This is a genomic window from Pantoea sp. DY-15 (assembly GCF_019795935.1).
GTDB classification, from domain to species: Bacteria; Pseudomonadota; Gammaproteobacteria; order Enterobacterales; family Enterobacteriaceae; genus Pantoea; species Pantoea leporis.
This window is the reverse complement of sequence record NZ_JAIMIF010000007.1, coordinates 1-17,378: the sequence shown is the minus strand read 5'-3', so window position 1 is coordinate 17,378 and position 17,378 is coordinate 1. Positions and strand designations below refer to the sequence as shown.

The 17,378-nt window shown below is 51.4% G+C and carries 16 protein-coding genes and 1 pseudogene; 11 read left to right on the top strand and 6 right to left on the bottom strand.

Annotated features, from left to right (window positions below):
• Nucleotides 1-56: 56 nt before the first annotated feature.
• Nucleotides 57-962, top strand: a complete 906-nt coding sequence (locus K5Y32_RS21640; RefSeq protein WP_255602781.1) for a LysR family transcriptional regulator — start codon at nucleotides 57-59, stop codon at nucleotides 960-962.
• Between the two features lie 69 nt (nucleotides 963-1,031).
• Here K5Y32_RS21640 and K5Y32_RS21635 read toward each other — a convergent pair whose 3' ends face one another.
• Nucleotides 1,032-1,922 carry a LysR family transcriptional regulator gene (locus K5Y32_RS21635; RefSeq protein WP_222185747.1) on the bottom strand — a complete coding sequence of 297 codons (891 nt, stop codon included), beginning with the start codon at nucleotides 1,920-1,922 and terminating at the stop codon, nucleotides 1,032-1,034.
• Between the two features lie 105 nt (nucleotides 1,923-2,027).
• Here K5Y32_RS21635 and K5Y32_RS21630 point away from each other — a divergent pair, with 105 nt between their 5' ends.
• The 8 genes and pseudogenes from K5Y32_RS21630 to K5Y32_RS21595 form a co-directional block, all read left to right on the top strand.
• On the top strand, nucleotides 2,028-2,681 hold the full coding sequence (locus tag K5Y32_RS21630; RefSeq protein WP_222185746.1) for an RraA family protein: 654 nt from the start codon (nucleotides 2,028-2,030) through the stop codon (nucleotides 2,679-2,681).
• 11 nt (nucleotides 2,682-2,692) lie between these two features.
• Entirely contained in the window at nucleotides 2,693-3,355 is a 663-nt protein-coding gene (locus tag K5Y32_RS21625; protein WP_222185745.1) for an RraA family protein, read from the top strand.
• Nucleotides 3,355-3,984: an RraA family protein gene (locus K5Y32_RS21620; protein ID WP_222185744.1), complete on the top strand. Its 630-nt coding sequence runs from the start codon at nucleotides 3,355-3,357 to the stop codon at nucleotides 3,982-3,984. Before K5Y32_RS21625 ends, K5Y32_RS21620 begins: the two co-directional genes overlap by 1 nt.
• The gene (locus K5Y32_RS21615; RefSeq protein ID WP_222185743.1) at nucleotides 3,981-5,192 is read left to right on the top strand and encodes a pyridoxal phosphate-dependent aminotransferase; all 1,212 of its coding nucleotides are present in this window, start codon (nucleotides 3,981-3,983) and stop codon (nucleotides 5,190-5,192) included. Before K5Y32_RS21620 ends, K5Y32_RS21615 begins: the two co-directional genes overlap by 4 nt.
• A gap of 559 nt (nucleotides 5,193-5,751) precedes the next feature.
• Complete coding sequence (locus K5Y32_RS21610; RefSeq protein WP_222185742.1) at nucleotides 5,752-6,756, top strand: GlxA family transcriptional regulator; 1,005 nt, start codon at nucleotides 5,752-5,754, stop codon at nucleotides 6,754-6,756.
• A gap of 166 nt (nucleotides 6,757-6,922) precedes the next feature.
• Nucleotides 6,923-8,584 (top strand): methyl-accepting chemotaxis protein, encoded by a 1,662-nt coding sequence (locus K5Y32_RS21605; protein WP_222185741.1) that lies wholly within the window; start codon nucleotides 6,923-6,925, stop codon nucleotides 8,582-8,584.
• Complete coding sequence (locus K5Y32_RS21600; protein ID WP_255602779.1) at nucleotides 8,584-8,937, top strand: hypothetical protein; 354 nt, start codon at nucleotides 8,584-8,586, stop codon at nucleotides 8,935-8,937. The genes K5Y32_RS21605 and K5Y32_RS21600 overlap by 1 nt, the downstream gene beginning before the upstream one ends.
• A gap of 161 nt (nucleotides 8,938-9,098) precedes the next feature.
• Nucleotides 9,099-9,365: pseudogene (locus K5Y32_RS21595) on the top strand (IS3 family transposase); the annotation flags it as partial.
• Between the two features lie 323 nt (nucleotides 9,366-9,688).
• Here K5Y32_RS21595 and K5Y32_RS21590 read toward each other — a convergent pair.
• Genes K5Y32_RS21590 through K5Y32_RS21570 form a run of 5 tightly spaced genes read right to left on the bottom strand, consistent with a single transcriptional unit; the run spans nucleotide 9,689 to nucleotide 15,525 of the window.
• The gene (locus K5Y32_RS21590; protein WP_222185740.1) at nucleotides 9,689-10,453 is read right to left on the bottom strand and encodes a FadR/GntR family transcriptional regulator; all 765 of its coding nucleotides are present in this window, start codon (nucleotides 10,451-10,453) and stop codon (nucleotides 9,689-9,691) included.
• Between the two features lie 9 nt (nucleotides 10,454-10,462).
• On the bottom strand, nucleotides 10,463-11,245 hold the full coding sequence (locus K5Y32_RS21585; protein ID WP_222185739.1) for an ABC transporter ATP-binding protein: 783 nt from the start codon (nucleotides 11,243-11,245) through the stop codon (nucleotides 10,463-10,465).
• A complete protein-coding gene (locus tag K5Y32_RS21580) occupies nucleotides 11,242-13,038 on the bottom strand; it encodes a dipeptide/oligopeptide/nickel ABC transporter permease/ATP-binding protein (protein WP_222185738.1) in 1,797 nt (598 codons plus the stop codon). The genes K5Y32_RS21585 and K5Y32_RS21580 overlap by 4 nt, the downstream gene beginning before the upstream one ends.
• Nucleotides 13,035-13,982, bottom strand: coding sequence for an ABC transporter permease (locus tag K5Y32_RS21575; protein WP_222185737.1), 948 nt, complete (start codon nucleotides 13,980-13,982; stop codon nucleotides 13,035-13,037). The genes K5Y32_RS21580 and K5Y32_RS21575 overlap by 4 nt, the downstream gene beginning before the upstream one ends.
• A 22-nt stretch (nucleotides 13,983-14,004) precedes the next feature.
• Nucleotides 14,005-15,525 carry an ABC transporter substrate-binding protein gene (locus K5Y32_RS21570; protein ID WP_255602777.1) on the bottom strand — a complete coding sequence of 507 codons (1,521 nt, stop codon included), beginning with the start codon at nucleotides 15,523-15,525 and terminating at the stop codon, nucleotides 14,005-14,007.
• A 187-nt stretch (nucleotides 15,526-15,712) separates the two neighbouring features.
• Between K5Y32_RS21570 and K5Y32_RS21565 the strand changes: the two genes are divergently transcribed.
• A complete protein-coding gene (locus tag K5Y32_RS21565; protein ID WP_222185736.1) occupies nucleotides 15,713-16,360 on the top strand; it encodes a DUF1028 domain-containing protein in 648 nt (215 codons plus the stop codon).
• Between the two features lie 602 nt (nucleotides 16,361-16,962).
• On the top strand, nucleotides 16,963-17,378 hold a 416-nt coding region (locus K5Y32_RS21560; RefSeq protein WP_304624063.1), incomplete at its 3' end, for a POTRA domain-containing protein.

The following is a 17,378-nucleotide window of genomic DNA, read 5'->3' as shown; positions in this document are numbered from 1 at the left end:
GCAACAGCTAATATCTGTCCAATATATGAATGTCATTCTTGTGATATATAAATAGTATGGAGCTCAGGCATATACGCTATTTTCTTATGGTGGCTGAAGAAAGAAACTTTACGCGCGCAGCTGCCCGGTTAGGTATTGGTCAACCACCATTAAGTATGCAAATCAGAGATCTTGAAAAAGAACTGAAGGTCTCCCTCTTTGTACGCGGCAGGCAGGGCGCTAAACTGTCCGAAGCAGGTAAGGCATTTTATACTGCCGTAAAGCCCATGGAAAAACTGGCAGAGGAGGCCATAAAATCCGCACGGCGTGCAGGCTTGGGTGAAACCGGCAGGCTTCATCTGGGATTTACCGGGACTGCGGGAGTAAATCCTGTTGTCTCCGCCACGATAAACACGTTTAAGCATCGCTTTCCGGATGTAAACCTTACCGTGACGGAAGCCAACTCTTCAGATTTGATCGCCGAACTTGAAGCTAAAAGACTAGATGTGGCTTTGTTACGTCCAGCAACACAGATTCCGCAAAACATTACGCTTTCTCATTTGCTGGAGGAGAAACTGGTGCTGGCGCTGTCGGATAATCATCCACTTGCTGGCAAAAGAGGTAAGCTTGACCTGAACTTGTTGAGATCTGAACCCTTTATTCTTACCCCACGGAACACTGGTACCAGTCTTAGAGAGGCATCGTTACAGGCCTGTCACAGTTCAGGCTTCGACCCAATCGAAGGTCAGAAGGCTCCGCATATAGTTTCAATACTGACAGTTGTGGCAGCGGCTCTGGGCGTTGCCCTCGTACCTCAGTCGATGATGCAGTTCAGGCTTGCCGGTGTCTGTTTCAAACAGCTCAGGCCACCGGTGCCAGCCATTGGTTTAGCCGCAGCCTGGAATAACCAGAATAAAAGCCGTGTTGTGGAAAACTTTCTGTCCATTGCAGTGCTTAAGTCTCGCAACAACGGGGCCCGATAATGAACGTTAAGAAAACTGGCAGCGGGCTTGACAAAAGATCCTGTGATAATTAACGGCTTACCTGATACTTTAAGTTTGCTTGATAACCTCTATAAACATATCTACAGCAGGATTGTTTCTTGCGCTGGACCAGGCAACGGCGGTTGTGATGACTTTGATATTTTTGTCGAGAGGTAAAGTCACTATGTTTGCGGGGGACAGACGCTCCAGCTTCGAGGGAACGAGCGCGATGCCCTGGCCGCAGCTCACGAATGCTATCTGAGATGCAACAGATCGAACTTCATGAATTATCCGGGGCGAAAACCCCCGGTTATGACAAGCAGCTGTGATGCTGTCGTAAAAAACCGGGCTAACATGTCGGGCAAACATAACCCACTTTTCATTGCTTAATGCGTCAAGCGCAACGCTGTTTTTTCCGGCAAGAAAGTGGTCATGGGGAAGGGCAACAACCAGATTATCGCTGGCCAACGGCAGGGACGCGATATCATTACCAAGTGCGCCGGTAAGACGCGCAAAGGCCAGGTCAATGTCCCCGCTTTGCAGTAAGGGTATAGCCTCAGCGCTGTCTATCTCTTTAACCGAAATGGTCAGTTCTGGCACCGCTTTCTTCATTTTTTCCAGGTAGGCCGGCAGCACGTCAAGCATGGCCGTACTGATAGCCCCCACGGTAATAATGCCGGTCTGACCGGCAATCGCTTCGCGAATAGCCAGATCGAGTCGCTCAACCTGCCCGGCGAACTTTTTCACTGCAGGCAGGATTGCCTGGCCGGCGGGCGTTAACTGCACTCCTTTCCGGGACCGGTCAAACAGCTGGATTTTTAGCGAGCTTTCAAGCACCTGAATTTGCTGCGTCAGTGGTGGCTGTGTCATGCCGAGCCGTTTAGCCGCGCGGCCAAAATGCTTCTCTTCTGCCACGGCCAGAAACAGCCACATGTGTCTTAATATGCGAAAATTAATCATATTCCCTCGATATGTTTTTAATATTAAAACCATTTTCTTTAAGTATTTTACCTATCAGGATAGTTGTTCAATAGTGTGGTTAAATCAACCACCATGGATAACGCCATGTCATCTCATTCTCTGCTCGACAGGCTTGCCAGCCTTGATACCAATACGGTTTCCGATGCTCTCGATTTTCTGGAGCTTCCGGGGGCGACCTATGGCCTGCGCCCGCTATGGAACTGTCCAAAAATCGCTGGACGCGCCAGCACGATTCAGCTTGGCCCCAAAACCGATGCAAGACCTACCGTTCACCTCATCACGCCAGTCATCGATGCAATTACCTCTGACGATCGTGTGCTGGTCATTGCCGGCGGTAAAGAGGGGATTTCCTGCTGGGGAGACATCATTGCAAATGCGGCAAAGGGTAAAAACGTACGTGGTTCAGTACTGGACGGCATGAGCCGGGACATTGAAGGCAGTGAGGAAATTGGCTATCCGGTTTATGGCCGCGGCATCACTATGATCAGCGCCCGTAATCGCGTCATACAGCTTGATTCCGGCAATCCGGTCACCATGGCGGGTGTTACGGTAAAAGAAAATGACTATGTGATCGCTGACCGCTGCGGAACGGTCTTTATTCCCGCTGAATTCATTGAAGAAGTCATTAAGCAGGCTGAAAAAATCGCGCATCGTCAGAACGGCATGGTAGCCGCCGTTCGCGCAGGCCGTTCAGTAGCGGAAGTCATGCATGACAGTCAGTTTGAAGCGATTAACTAGGGTGAAAAGGCATGAGCGAAACAGAAAAGCAGCTCCTCGAGCTGTTCAAAGGACTTAATACCGCAGGCGTTTCTGACGCGCTGGATAAACTCGGACTGAGCGGACAGTGTTTTGATGTCATGCCACTTGATAACTACAGGCAAGCTGTCGTGGGTCTTGCTTATACCGTACGGTATGAGCCAGCCAGCAATCCTCCCGGAACCGTGGGCGATTTTATCGATGATGTGCCCGCCGGATATATGGTTGTCATTGATAACAACGGACGCACAGACTGTACGGTATGGGGCGACATCATGACGCAGGTTGCCGGCAGCAAAGGTATCGCGGGCACCGTTATTGATGGCGTATGCCGTGACGTTCATAAAGCGTTAGGTGACGGATATCCGATCTTCTCTAAAGGCCGCTTCATGCGCACAGGCAAAGACCGCGTGCAGGTCAATGCCATTAATCAGCCCGTATCGATCGGCACGGCGCGCGTGGAACCGAACGATATCGTTGTGGCGGATGCGAGCGGCGTGGTGATTGTCCCGCGCGACAGGGCGGAAGAGGTCGCAGGCGTAGCGCATGAAATTGAAAAAATAGAATCAGCTATCCGTCATGCACTTGTTGAAGATAAATCGCTGCGCCAGGCGCGCGAAGAGCTGGGGTACCACCTGCTGCAGAGGAAAGCATAATGTCACTTTATACAGAAGAACAGGCTCAACGCGCGCTGCAGCTTGGTAGCTCAACGCTGTTTGAAGCCTCTGGTCTGAATTGTGCCGTAGACCCGGCAATAAAAACGGTCTGGCGTGGCATGGGTATCGCGGCGCCTGCTTATCCGCTTGCCTGTTCTCCCGGAGATAATCTGGCACTGCATCTGGCGCTGGAAAAAGTGCCAGAGGGGAGCGTGCTGGTTGTGACAACGGATAACTTCATCGCAGGCTACTGGGGGGAAGTACTGACGGTCGCTGCGCAGGCGGCCGGCGTCAAAGGCCTGATTATTGATGGTGGCGTGCGTGATATTGCAGCCGTACTGAAACGCGGCTTTCCGCTTTACTCGCGCGGAGTTGCGGTACGCGGCACGATTAAAGCGAGCTACAAATCGGTTGGCGAACCTGTCAGCTTTACCGGTATTTCCGTAGAGGCCGGCGATTTGGTCGTTGCCGATGATGACGGTATTGTCGTTATCCCGGCGCAGGAGGTGACGCGCGTGCTTGAGGCTTCTGAACAAAGGGAGGTGAAAGAGCGGGCCATGATGCAGAAACTGGAAGCAGGCAGCACTACGGTTGATCTGATGGGCCTGGCGCACTGGAGAACTCAATGACAGCATCTCAGCAGCTTAACCGATACCTGGAGCGCGGCAAGCCGTCCGCCACCTATCGCATAATGGACAAGGTGGCAGAACTGAAGGCGCAGGGCCAAAACATCATTTCACTGAGCGCCGGGGAACCTGATTTCCCGACGCCAAAGCATATTTGTGCAGCGGCGATGATGGCTATTCAGAATGGCCATACCCGCTATACGCAGGTAGCCGGTCTCAGGGCATTACGTGAGGCCGTAGTGAATAAATTCCGGCTGGATAACGGACTTGACGTCAGCTGGCAGGAAACCCTTATCAGTAATGGCGGAAAACAGGTCATTTATAACGCACTGGCCGCTACGCTGAATGACGATGATGAAGTCATTATTCCGGCGCCTTACTGGGTGAGTTATCCGGAAATGGTTCAGCTTTGCGGCGGAACACCCGTTACGGTGGCCTGTGGGCAGGAAAGCGGCTTTAAGCTCACGCCTGACTTGCTGGATGCCGCAATAACGCCGCGTACGCGCTGGATTATTCTGAACTCGCCCTCCAATCCAACCGGTGCGGTCTACAGCAGAGACGAACTGGCGGCGCTGGGAAATGTTTTGATCAGACACCCGCAAATACTCATCCTGTCGGATGATATTTATGAGCATCTCATTTTTGATGACATCGAGTTTGCTACGATGGCGGCGGTTGTTCCTGCGCTCAGAGATCGCATTCTGACGATGAACGGCGTATCGAAAGCTTGGGCCATGACTGGCTGGCGTATCGGGTTCTGCGTAGGCCCGCGCTGGCTCATCAGCGCCATGGAGAAGCTGCAGGGGCAACAGACCTCCGGTGCCAGCTCCATTTCACAGCACGCCGCGCTGGCAGCGCTGACCGGTCCGCGTGATTTCCTGACCACTTCGCGTCAGGCTTTCTCAGCACGCCGGGATTTAATGGTCCGCATGCTCAATAGCGCACAAGGCCTGCACTGTGACATGCCGCAGGGTGCATTTTATTCCTTTGCAGACTGTAGCGCTCTGATTGGCAAAACGTCAGCAGCGGGTCAGTATCTGGCAACGGATGAAGATGTAGCAACCGCATTGCTGGAAGAAAAAGGTGTATCCGTCGTGCATGGTAGTGCATTTGGCTTGGGGCCTTATATTCGCATCGCCTACGCCATTGATAACGATTCTCTGGAAAAAGCCTGTCAGTTAATCATTGAATTCTGCGAAACGGTTAAGTAACCAAAAAGGAAGAGGCGTAAGCCTCTTCGTGTGTCGCGAACTCACCACATAAAGCGAGTCATAGTTCATCCGGAGCTACACCCGGCGCTGGAGCCCTCCTCAATTACTTTTTGATCACGCTGCTGCATTGAGCAATACCTCTCGCCAAGCATGCTGATCAAAGAGCACCTGAATATCGATACGACGTGGGTTTTGCAGATGTTTTTTAAATGGGGATCGCAGGTTTGCTATATGAATGCGGTGCTTCTTCACTGGTCATAATAGTAAGTAAGCCTTTTTAGGAAAACCAGGTACACCATATTTAGCGGATTGCCTGCACATCGTATGCTACACCGGCAGCCCTCTCAATTTTGTTTGAATATACAACACTAAGTGCTTATATAAATGTGAAAAAAATAACACATATAACTAACCAGAGAACGGAGATGAATATAATATTGTGCAAAATATCGGCTGCCGCACCCTTTTTTGCAATTTTTCGGTTTTTTCAGCCTATAAAAAGTGAAAAAAGTAACAATTTTCACGCAAATTACGACACTTTTCTTATACGGAGACCGCCATGCGTATTGCCATACTTGCTTTAGAGGGGAGCGTACTGTCCGCTATTGCAGGCCCCACCGACCTGTTCTGGATAACCAATAAGGCGATTGCCGCCTCCCCAGAACATGCATCCAGGCTTCATCCTCAAACCTTTGAAACGCTTATCGTCAGCGCGGATGGCGCTCCGGTCTGGGATGCTGAAGGCAGACTCATTCATATTGACAGTTCCTTTAAAACGGCGGGACAGCCTGACGTACTCATTGCGCCGGGAATGTTGCTTGGGCACGACCTGCAGCCGTTGAATATGGCCAGTATCCGGCTTGCAGCGGACTGGTTCAGGAATATGCATGAGAAAGGCGTACTGGTCGCCGGAGCGGGCACTGGCAGCGTTATCCTCGGCGAAGCGGGATTGCTGAAGGGACGATCATATTCAACAACCTGGTGGGTCAGCCATATGCTACAGGAACGTTATCCTGATGCCGTCTTAGCAAAAGGTAAAAAGTTTGAGGAAGACAGGGGGGTGATCACTACGGGAGGGTGCTTTTCGTGGATTTCCCTTGCCCTGCATATCATTGAAAAAGCAGCAGGGGCGGAGGTGGCCAGCCTCACGTCAGAGATGTCGCTGAAGGATAATGATTTGCTGGGGCAGAATCTGGACACAGTCTCCAGCCCTGTAGATAAAGGTATGTCCTTTCTGGTTCGCGCACAGGAATTCATCCGGTTTAAGAATCCCTCCACAAATGCCGCACAGTTGGCTGCCGCTCTTGGTACTACGGAACGCACGCTGCAGCGCAGGCTTAAGGCGCTGTCGCAGGAGAGTCCTAAGGAGTTTATTACAAGGATACGTATTGAGATGTCGTGCCCCATGCTTACCAGCACCAGCGTCAGTGTTCATCAGGTAGCTCTCAACTGCGGTTATTCTGAAGATACGGCCTTCCGTAAAGCGTTTAAACTGGCCATGGATATGTCACCTGCACATTACCGTCAGTGGATGCGAGCCAAGAACTCTGGAGGTTTAAATTAGCACCGAATTACGAATGTCCATTATTTCCCCTGGGAACCTACATCAAATAAAATGAATAATTAATAATAATTTCAATCAGCTTTATTGAAATAATTGTTGGTTTTTTTTTGCCGATGGATCGGCTGTTAAATCCTTTTAATTGTAACTTTTACCAGGTGAAAAAATAATGAACATTACGCAAAGGCTGACCCTGGCTTTTTTTTTACTCTCGGCTTCGCTCGTTGTGACCGGAATTATTTCAGTGCATCTGCTTTCCGTATTTCAAGATCGTTTTGAATACGTTCAGGATAATGCTATTCCTTCTATAAAGGACCTGGGGGAGCTCATTGATCGCAGCAACCGGCTTTCCCTGACGCTTTACCGGCATCAGAGTCAGACTGACAACGCGCGCATGCCGGCCGTTGAAAAGGACATTACGCAGAGGATCGCGGATATCCGCACCCTGGCGGATTATTACCTGAAAAACGATGTCTCCAGCGATGAAGACAAAAAGATGACTGAAAAGGGGCTGGTCACAATCCGGCTAGTTGAGTCAAGGCTGCCAGCCTTCCTCAGTGCGTCCCGCGCGCATCAGGACAACGTTACGCTTAGCATGCTCGAGAACGGAAGCGGCATCGGCGGTGCCATCGACGAGCTGAAAGAAGGCTATCGTCAACAGCTGGTGCTCAATATCTCGCTTTCTGAAGGGCTGCGCCGTATCAACCACGAGATTTTTAAGCGGACCCTCTGGGGGATGTCTGTCGGGGTGACGCTTGCTATCGCGCTGCTTGGCACGCTGACCGTTTTTACCCTGCTGCGTATTCGCCGGAGCCTGCAACATATCAGTGAAATCATGCTGCACGCGGGTGACCGACTGGATCTGAGCGTTAAGGCTGACGACAGCCGCAGAGATGAAGTCGGGGTCATGGCAAAGGCATTCAACCAGCTCCTGCTTCGTGTCAGTACCGCGCTGGACGCTGTAAGTACATCCTCCCATGCGGTGAGTTCGGCTTCAGCACAGATTGCGGCCGGCAATGAAGATTTATCCTCCCGTACCGAGCAGCAGGCAGCCTCGCTCGAGCAGACGGCGGCCAGCATGGCGGAGCTGAGCGAAACGGTCCGGCAGACGGCCGAAAATACGCGTCAGGCGAGCCATCTGTCCGGTAATGCCGCTGAACTTTCAGACGCCAGTGCGGCATCGCTGGGAAGTATGCTGATTACCATGGCGGAAATCAGGAGCAGTTCGAAAAAGGTCACGGAAATTGTCACGCTGATAGAGGGCATCGCGTTTCAGACCAACATCCTGGCACTGAACGCAGCCGTAGAAGCCGCGCGGGCTGGAGAACAGGGCAAGGGCTTCGCCGTTGTTGCAGGCGGGGTCCGGAGCCTTTCCCAGCGGTCTACGCAGGCCGCACGTGAGATAAAACACCTCATCGATACATCCTATAACCTGGTGGAATCCGGCGCCACTCAGGCCGAGGCGGTTGAGGGGAATATGTCGGAACTCAAGAGAGCGTTCCGTCAGGTCAACGATCTGGTCAGTGACATCGCGGCCGCGGCAGAAGAGCAAAATACCGGCATTACTCAGGTGCACCTCGCCATCAGTCAGATGGACGATGTTACCCAGCAGAATGCGGCGCTGGTAGAAGAAGCGTCCGCGGCCTCCGCCTCGCTTCAGGATCAGGCGCAGAGGCTTTCTGGTCTGGTCAGGCAGTTTTCTCTTCCCGGTACCGCAGGTGTGGAGTCAGCACTGCCAGAAAGTATTATTCCTGTTGAACCCACTCGTCTGCACGTACCGATCCGATCATTTTACAGCAAGCCTGACAGCGCGAACTGGCAGCGTTTCTGATGGGTGCTTTATTTCATGGGGAAATCATGGATATTAATGAATTCATTAAACACGGTAAGCATCATCGCGAGCTGATGACGCAGTTTGAGCAGGTAAATATCCTGCTTCACCAGCTGACTGATGGGAATTATCAGTCTCTGGATGTTTACATGAATAACTGCAACCATCTCCGGGAACAGATTAACTCAGCCATGGGATTACTCCGCAACCGGGAATTTGAAGAGTATCTGATTCAGCATGACGCCGCACTTTATTACAACCTGCAGAGCGTCATGCTCGCCGTGCAGATGTTGAAAAATTTACTGGAAAACCTGGCCGGAACGATGAAGCGCTCAGTGCTCGAATGCGCCTGAAGTTGATGAACGACAGCCTGACTCTGGAGGTATGTATTCCGTAGTCAGTGCTGTAAAACAGTGGTTGTACGCAAACGGACTGCCTGATTAGGGCGCCAGAGCCAAGGATGCTGTATTCCTCTGAATAACCCAACTTTCTGCCTTTAAATTGTCCGCCCCCCTTTGACGGCAAAGTGGTGAGCAGGACGATCGGAACGCGGCCGGACGCAAAGCTGGTGAATACCATGCTGGATGATGCGATCGATACGCTCACAGAAAATGGAAAGCCTTTGATACACAGCGACAGAGGCAGTCATTATCAATGGTCAGGCTGACTTGATCGTATCAACTCGTCGGGACTTATAAGGTCCATGTCGCGCAAAGGTTGCTCATCGGATAACGCAGCATGCGAAGGTTTCTTCGGGCGGATCAATAATGAAATGTACTACGGCAGCATCTGAGGATGCTCAACATAATCAGTCCAACAAAATATCCGCATCTCCGAGGCGGACATCTGAATTTAGCCGTTACAAACCAAAGGTCGCATAATGTTATTTATGTAAAAAATTCAATTTTTTAAATTATGATCTTCATGTTTAGAGCAAAATGCTAAGAGCAAGTATGGAATAACGTGAGGGTGATTAGATAGAAGCTAGGTGATGAGCAGTTGGCGATTTGAGTACGTGTTTAGATATCTTATTAAACATAATAAGTATATTCGGTACTGCCTGCTTTATCTCATTCACATCTGGATTCCTAATCATGAGTCTACTTACTCATTCATGAAACGCTCTTCAAGCGATGCTTCCAGCTTGAGCATTGCATCCTCTGCATGCTGCATATGCTGTCGCATGATGTTTTCAACCTGTGAGGTGTCTTTGCGACGCATTGCGTCGATTAACTTGTATTGAAAATCTATACCGGTGGCGCGTGCGACAGGCTCTGGGCGCTGGTAAATGTCTTTGCAGACGGCTTGCTCTTTGAGTAGGCGTTGTAAGAATCGGCAAATGAATGCCAGCAGCACATTGTCGGAATAGCTGGCCACCACAGCATGAAAATCGAGCTCTGCCATGCGCTGGTTCCAGCGTTCATCATCGTCTACTGGTTCATGATCGTAGGTGGCAATTAACTGGTGCAGCTGCTCAAATCCTTTCGCATCAATATGCTCGATGGCGCTCACTGCAACCAGTGGCTCCAGGGCCTTGCGCAGGGCATAAATGTTTGCGATCGACAGGTCGCGTGTGAAGAGGAAGTTGGACATCAAACTCATGGCACGTGATTCACTCATGGGTTCGATAAACGCGCCGCCACCAGGTCCAGTGCGCGTGCGAATGAGTCCCTGAACTTCAAGCGACTTGAGTGCCTCGCGAACCGTGCTTTTACCTGCGGAAAAACGTGTGGCGAGATCTTTTTCCTGCGGCAGTCGATCGCCTGGCTGCAGGTTGTCACGAACGATCGCCTCTTTGATGGCATCAACAATCTCATCGGTACGCTTACGACGGGCGGGTTCTGCTAGATCTCGGTTTTCACTTTTCATCTTTGTCCATTACAGGCGCGGCGCGCTGGCAAGCAGGCTTTGGGTATAGGCATGCTGCGGCGCGTTAAACAGTGCATCACTTGCCGCGCATTCTACCAAATCTCCCCGATAAATAACGGCCACACGATCGGCGATAGCTTCAACTACCGCCAGGTCGTGACTAATAAACAGATAGGAGAGGGAGAACTGTTGTTTTAGCTGCTCCAATAACAGCAGAACCTGTGCCTGAACTGACACATCCAGTGCGCTGACCGGTTCGTCCAGCACGAGTATCTGTGCTTCTGCTGCCAGTGCTCGGGCAATCGCCAGTCGCTGTGCCTGGCCGCCGGAGAATTCATGCGAGTAGCCGTGAAGTGCATCTGCCGGCATCTGTACCGCGTCCAGTAATTCTAACTTGCGCCGTTGTCTTTCCGATGAGGTGTAGTTGCGCAAATGTTTGAGTGGCGCATCCAGAATGTCACCAATGGTGTGACGCGGGTTGAGAGAAGCCTGGGGATCCTGAAACACATACTGAATCAACTGGGCGAACGCTTTGCTGTTACGCTTGTGCTGGCGCATATCTTCGCCCATTAGGCGGATTACACCCGAACTGGGTGTTTCGAGTCCCACTAACATGCGCGCTAGCGTACTTTTTCCTGAGCCGCTTTCCCCAACAACGGCCAGGGTTTCGCCTTTGGCCAGTTGCAGTGAGAGATCTTTCACCGCGGTAACCTGATGCTCCGCGGGTGATAACCAGCTTGCACGTCGGCCAAAAGTCTTATTGAGATGTTCTACTTCTAACGCGTAGGTCATAGGCTTTTCTCCGCGGTATTGTTGGGCATATAGAGACGTGCGACATGCTGCAGGAATGACCGCCCCTGGCCAAGTTTTGGCACGCTGGCAATGAGTCGATGCGTGTACTCGTGCTGCGGGGCATTAAGTACCTGCTGCGTGTCACCGGTTTCGACTATTTCGCCCTGGCGCATCACAGCCACCCGATCACAAATTTGCGCGATGACGCCGAAATCGTGAGTAATGAATAACAACGTCAGGCCACGTTCACGCCGCAACTGCTGTAACAGTGCGAGGATATGCGCCTGTACCGTCACATCCAGCGCAGTAGTGGGTTCATCGGCAATGATGATGTCAGGATCGTTGGCTAATGCCATGGCAATACCCACGCGCTGCCGCTGCCCGCCGGAGAGCTGATGTGGATAGGCGGTAAAACGCTTTCCGGCATCCGGAATACCAACACTATCGAGTAATGCCCGCGCTTTGATCTCAGCCTGGCGACGTGAAAGCGGCTGATGAGCCTGAACAGCTTCAATAACCTGTTGTCCGATGCTGATCTGCGGGTGAAGGGTGGTTAGCGGGTCCTGGAATATGTAGGCGACGCGCGTCCCCCGACGTTGCTGCAGCTGGGAAGGGGTGAGTGACAACATCTCTTCACCTGAGACGTAGACGGCGCCACCACTGACTTCACCCGGCGGTGATGCGACCAAACCCATTATAGATAATGCAGTGACACTTTTGCCCGATCCACTTTCTCCTATCAGACCTAAGCATTCCCCCGCGCGCACTGAGAAGCTAATCCCCTTAACTGCGGCTTGCCGGCGTGTTCCTGAACGAAAATCCACCTCTAAATCGACCACTTCGAGTACGGCATCATTGGCAAAGCGCGCTGCAGGGATAGCAGGTCGGTTGACGTCAGTCATTTCGCTGGCTCGCAGTTGCACCCCGGATTTCATACGTGGATCGAGCATGTCTCGGATGCCGTCACCGAGTAGGTTAAAACTCATCACCAGCAGGAAGATCATGATGCCCGGGACCAACGATACGTGCGGTGCGCTGAACATCTGTGCGCGGCCCTGGCCAAGCATAGATCCTAAATCAGCGGCGGGCGGCTGCGCGCCAAGGCCAAGAAACGAAAGTCCGGCGGTTTCAAGGATCATCCAGCCAACGGTGGTGGACATGGTTATCACTATCACAGGCAGTACATTTGGCAGCACTTCGGTCAGCAGAATCTGGAAGTGATTTTTACCAGATAGGCGCGCGGCATGAATGAAGTCGCGCTGGCGCAGCCCGATGGTCAGACCACGGATGTTACGAGCAAAGAAAGGAATATTGACCACAGCTATAGCGTACAGAGCATTGATGAGGCTCGGCCCCAGCACAGCAACAATAACCAGTGCCAGTAGAATGTAGGGAAAGGCCATCAGCATATCGATCAGACGCATTAACACGCTATCCGTTCGTCCACCCGCGTAACCCGCGACTAACCCAATGAATGTGCCAAACAGAGCAGCCATGAGTGTGGCGCTTATTCCCACTACCAGCGACACTCGCGTGCCCCATATCAGGCGTGATAGTAGATCCCGGCCAAGCGGGTCTGTGCCAAGAAGATGATTCGGCGACATCGGTGGCAGCAGACGTTGCAGCAGATTCGTGGCGTCGGGGTCTTGCAGCGGCATCACCGGTGCGGCCAGTTCCGTAATCAGTACCAGCAGCAGTATTATCAGGCCTAATGTGGCAAGCCGATTGGCGAGCAGCAGTGACCAGAGAGACGCCCGGTGACGCGTCGGCGCCAAAGATGTTGTCTGGCTCATGATGTTAACCTCGGGTCGAGAAGCGACTGCAGGATGTCTGCACATAGATTGATCAGCACATAGGCTGCGGCAGCAACCAGTACACCGCCCTGTACTAGCAATAGATCGCGCGTAGCGACGGCTTTAACCAGCATCGCGCCCAGTCCCGGCCATTGAAAAACAGTCTCAATGTAAACTGCGCCACCCATAACAAAACCAGCCTGAATGCCAATCACCGGGATCACCGCCACCAGCGCCGCACGGAATGCATGGCGCCAGATCACTTTGCGTTCACTGAGTCCTTTAGCGCGGGCGGTGCGAATATAATCCTGACGCAGAACCTCAAGCATGGCCGTGCGGGTTAAGCGCGCGATCACACCCGTTGCCACCAGCGCAAGCGTGATCGCAGGCATGGCGAGGTGGTGCAGCAAATCAAGCAGTCCGCCGCCACCCCATATGGCATACATACCAGATGCCGGGAACCACTGCAGCTGTACTGCAAATACCATGATCATCAGTAAACCAATCCAGAAAGAAGGCAGCGAGATCCCCAACAGCACCAACAGCGTGATTGTCCGATCGGCCCAGCCAAACTGACGGACTGCTGAAATCACCCCTGCCAGCAGGCCAAGAACAGAACTGATCAGCAGGGCGGTGCCGCCCAGGATCAGGGTAGCCCCCAATCGATCGAGCACCTCGTCTATAACCGGTCGATGGAGTACATACGAGCGACCAAAATCCCCATGCAGCAGGTTGCCAATCCAGATGAAGTATTGCTGGTACAGCGGTTTATCCAGGCCCAACTCCTGATTGATGCGCGCAACATTTTCTGGAGTCGCCCATGCACCCAGTAGCGCCTGCGCTGGATTACCGGGGATCAGCGCCAGGATCAGAAACACAATCAGTGACAGTCCAATCAGCACCGGAATAACAGATAACAACCTTTTTAATAGGTAGATCCACATCGTCAGGCTCCTCAAATGAGAGTCAGTGTTTCGTTACCCGGTTAAGTAACAGATTGAAATTTGGTTGCAGGGTGAAATGCTCAATACGGGTCGACGTCACCGCGTTCTGCTTCCAGTTGGCGACGAAGATCCACGGTGCATCCTGATGCACGATTTCCTGTACCTGCTGATAAATCGCCCCGCGTGCTGTGTTGTCGGTAGTCAGGCGAGCCTGTTGCAGTAAAGTATCCAGCTTAGGATTACTGTAGTAACCGGAGTTAAAGCCACCTTTGTCGGGCCAGGCGTCGCTTCGGAGGGTGAGGAAAGGCAACGTGTCGGGATCGTTGGTCATCCAGGCCATTTCAGCCATGTGTGTCTGACCATCAAGGCCGGCGTTCACTTTTGCCAGATAAGTGTTCCATTCATAGGTTTCAATTTTTACCTGCAAGCCCACGGCTTTGAGATCGGCCTGAATGGCAACGGCCATCGGTAACGGATCAAGCATGCCCGAACCACCCTCGGTAACGAAGAACTTAAGGGTCGCACCTTCTGCTCCGGCCTCTTTCAGCAGTTGGCGTGTTTTCTGAGGATCATAAGGATAGGCAGAGACGTCTTTGTTATTTGCCCAGTGAAATGCAGCAGGTATCGGTCCAGTGGCGACATCGGCAGAGCCCTGCAGAATATTCTCCACCAGCGATTGTTTATTGATGGCGTAGTTCACCGCCTGCCGAACACGGACATCGTTAAACGGAGCAATTTTGGTGTTCAGCATTACGTACCAGACATGTGGACCTGTGGTCTGGTAAAGCCGGAAGCGATCGTGCTTTTGCTCAAACAGTTTGACGGTATCGGGCGGCACTTCAGGCATGGCGTCAATACCGCCAGAGAGCATTTCAGCAACACGGGTGTTGCTGTCCGTAATGGGGCGGAATACCACGGTATTGATAGCCGGTTTACCGTCCCAATAATTTTTATTGGCACTAACCACCACGCGCTGATTGGATTGCCATTCGCTGAAGTGGAATGCGCCGGTACCCACCGGATGACGACCAAAGTCTTTGCCATATTTTGCTACTGCGGTCGGCGACACGATCAGGCCCGCTGGCGTGGCGAAGTTAGAGAGCAGTGGGGCAAACGGCTGTTTAAGATGAAATACCACGGTGTACTCATCGACAACGTCGATGGTTTTGATCGAAGAAAAGAAGAAGGAGAGCGGGAAGGGCCCGGTATCATGTTCTGGATGCTTATCATCCAGCATGCGCTCAAACGTGTACTTCACCGCAGCAGCATTAAAGGGTGTGCCATCATGAAAGATGACGCCCCGGCGCAGCTGAAAACGATAATTAAGGCCATCCGGGCTGATTTGCCAGTGTATTGCGAGAGCAGGTTCAATATCCAGTTTATTGGCACCATTACGCACCAGACCATCGTAAAGGTTAACCAGAATACGGGAATCATTGGCGGCTGTTGCGACCTGCGGATCGAGAGATTGCGGTTCTGCCACCTGTCCAATCAATAGCGCATCCGCCGGTGTGGCGGCCTTTAACGGGTAAATAGTGACCATCCCCAGAGCCAGACAAACTGGCAGCAATCTTTTGATTAAACCCATTCTGGTGTGCTCGCTGAACATAGCGCCCTCATCTACCTGCGGTGAAAGATTAAGCATTGCCTTAAATTAATTTATGCGCATAAATAAAGTTCTTTGCAATAATTTATCCCTATAATTTTCTTATATGTGAACGGGAGTAGAAATGACTTTATCGATTGTTGCGCGTGATCCGATTACCGGCGCGCTTGGAGTTGCAACAGCCACGGCTGGCCCATCCGTGGGGGCTCTGGTAGTGCATGGTGCAGCGGGAGTCGGTGCTATTGCCACTCAGGCGATGACAAATCCGCTGTATGGTATTCATGGTATTGGGTACCTGCGGAGCGGTTTTTCTGCAGCACAAACGCTTGAAAGACTTCTGGGTGAAGATGATGACAGTGAACGGCGTCAGGTGATGATTGTTGATGTTAACGGCCAGATAGCTCACTGGAGCGGCAGGCTATGCGGCACGTATGCTGGCTGCCTGGTAACAAGTGAATGCGTAGTCGGTGGCAATCTTCTGTTAAATGATCACACACTGACAGCCATGCTGGATCACTATCATCAATCGCAGAACGAATCTTTTGACGATCGATTATTCGCCGCGCTAGAAGCCGGTGCTGGAGCAGGTGGAGATAGGCGCGGCATTAAATCTGCCGCCTTGAAAATCTGGCTTGATCGGGAGTACGCCTCTGTCGATACACGGGTCGACTGGTCAGAAACGCCACTGGATGCGCTTAAGGAAGTCATACGCCAGCAGCGTTCGCGAAGCTATGCTGATTTCTTTGCAAAGCTGCCTCAAGGCATTCCCTGAATTACGATGCGACAGAAAGGGATATCTACAATGGTGTAAATCCTGATAACCGATTTTTAACACTTTACAACACAACCCCAAGTGCCAATATAAACTGGCGTCGTCTGGTTGAGTTTCATTATTGAGCCGCTTCTCTCGAAACTTCTAACATCTCATTAATTGCTCTGGTTTAAATACTTCATAAATCCTATTTTAAAATTGCGTATTTCTTACTCAGATCCTGCAACTGGGTGACAGGTGATGAATTTCACATTTTATTTATAACGGAAAGTAATTAAGCATTAGGTGTTTTTAATGATTTCCTTTTTTCTCTCATCGTAAATATCCTTTAATCATCAGAGTGACTACTCTTAGCTTTTATTTATTAGTAATCGGGCCAACTGATAATGGTGCTTTATCCTGATATTTGACATAAGTCATTACTTATTTTAACAAATAATATAAATGTTAGACTATCTATCTTTTTTCTAAATTAACGGAACTCTCTGATTGATTAGGTGATATCCTCCCTTTCGCTTCTTTACAGAACGCTTACAAACAGATTAATTAACCATTCGAAAAAAATGATGCCTAATACAAGGATGTGGTTAGCGCTCGTCGCTATGTTAACCGCAACAAAAGTCACAGCTGCCCCCTTAAACCCCGGCGATCGTGATTATATTCAGAACCAGCAACAGCAACGTTTGCAAAATGACCAGCAGCAGCGTGACGCATTATGGAATGCTACCGCGCCGCAGAGCACACCAGCAGCGGATTCCGCTCAGGCCGGCCCCTGCTTTCCGGTGCAGCAAATCGCTATTCGCAACGCCACGCTGATTTCTGCCAGCCAGCAGCAATCGCTGGCCGCACCTTATATTCATCGCTGCCTGAACTTAACCGAAATTAATTCACTGGTGCATGCCATTTCTGACTGGTATATGCAGCGCGGCTATATCACCAGCCGGGCATTTTTAATTGAACAGGATTTATCGCAGGGTGAGTTAATTATTCCGGTGCTGGAAGGGAAGCTGGACGCCAT

Bases quoted from the DNA above. Each gene is read 5' to 3' on its own strand.
- K5Y32_RS21600 (WP_255602779.1), top strand. From the start codon at position 8,584: ATGGGTGCTTTATTTCATGGGGAAATCATGGATATTAATGAATTCATT.
- K5Y32_RS21640 (WP_255602781.1), top strand. From the start codon at position 57: ATGGAGCTCAGGCATATACGCTATTTTCTTATGGTGGCTGAAGAAAGA.
- K5Y32_RS21610 (WP_222185742.1), top strand. From the start codon at position 5,752: ATGCGTATTGCCATACTTGCTTTAGAGGGGAGCGTACTGTCCGCTATT.
- K5Y32_RS21565 (WP_222185736.1), top strand. From the start codon at position 15,713: ATGACTTTATCGATTGTTGCGCGTGATCCGATTACCGGCGCGCTTGGA.
- K5Y32_RS21605 (WP_222185741.1), top strand. From the start codon at position 6,923: ATGAACATTACGCAAAGGCTGACCCTGGCTTTTTTTTTACTCTCGGCT.
- K5Y32_RS21570 (WP_255602777.1), bottom strand. From the start codon at position 15,525: ATGGTCACTATTTACCCGTTAAAGGCCGCCACACCGGCGGATGCGCTA.
- K5Y32_RS21620 (WP_222185744.1), top strand. From the start codon at position 3,355: ATGTCACTTTATACAGAAGAACAGGCTCAACGCGCGCTGCAGCTTGGT.
- K5Y32_RS21635 (WP_222185747.1), bottom strand. From the start codon at position 1,922: ATGATTAATTTTCGCATATTAAGACACATGTGGCTGTTTCTGGCCGTG.
- K5Y32_RS21625 (WP_222185745.1), top strand. From the start codon at position 2,693: ATGAGCGAAACAGAAAAGCAGCTCCTCGAGCTGTTCAAAGGACTTAAT.
- K5Y32_RS21585 (WP_222185739.1), bottom strand. From the start codon at position 11,245: ATGACCTACGCGTTAGAAGTAGAACATCTCAATAAGACTTTTGGCCGA.
- K5Y32_RS21615 (WP_222185743.1), top strand. From the start codon at position 3,981: ATGACAGCATCTCAGCAGCTTAACCGATACCTGGAGCGCGGCAAGCCG.
- K5Y32_RS21630 (WP_222185746.1), top strand. From the start codon at position 2,028: ATGTCATCTCATTCTCTGCTCGACAGGCTTGCCAGCCTTGATACCAAT.
- K5Y32_RS21575 (WP_222185737.1), bottom strand. From the start codon at position 13,982: ATGTGGATCTACCTATTAAAAAGGTTGTTATCTGTTATTCCGGTGCTG.
- K5Y32_RS21580 (WP_222185738.1), bottom strand. From the start codon at position 13,038: ATGAGCCAGACAACATCTTTGGCGCCGACGCGTCACCGGGCGTCTCTC.
- K5Y32_RS21590 (WP_222185740.1), bottom strand. From the start codon at position 10,453: ATGAAAAGTGAAAACCGAGATCTAGCAGAACCCGCCCGTCGTAAGCGT.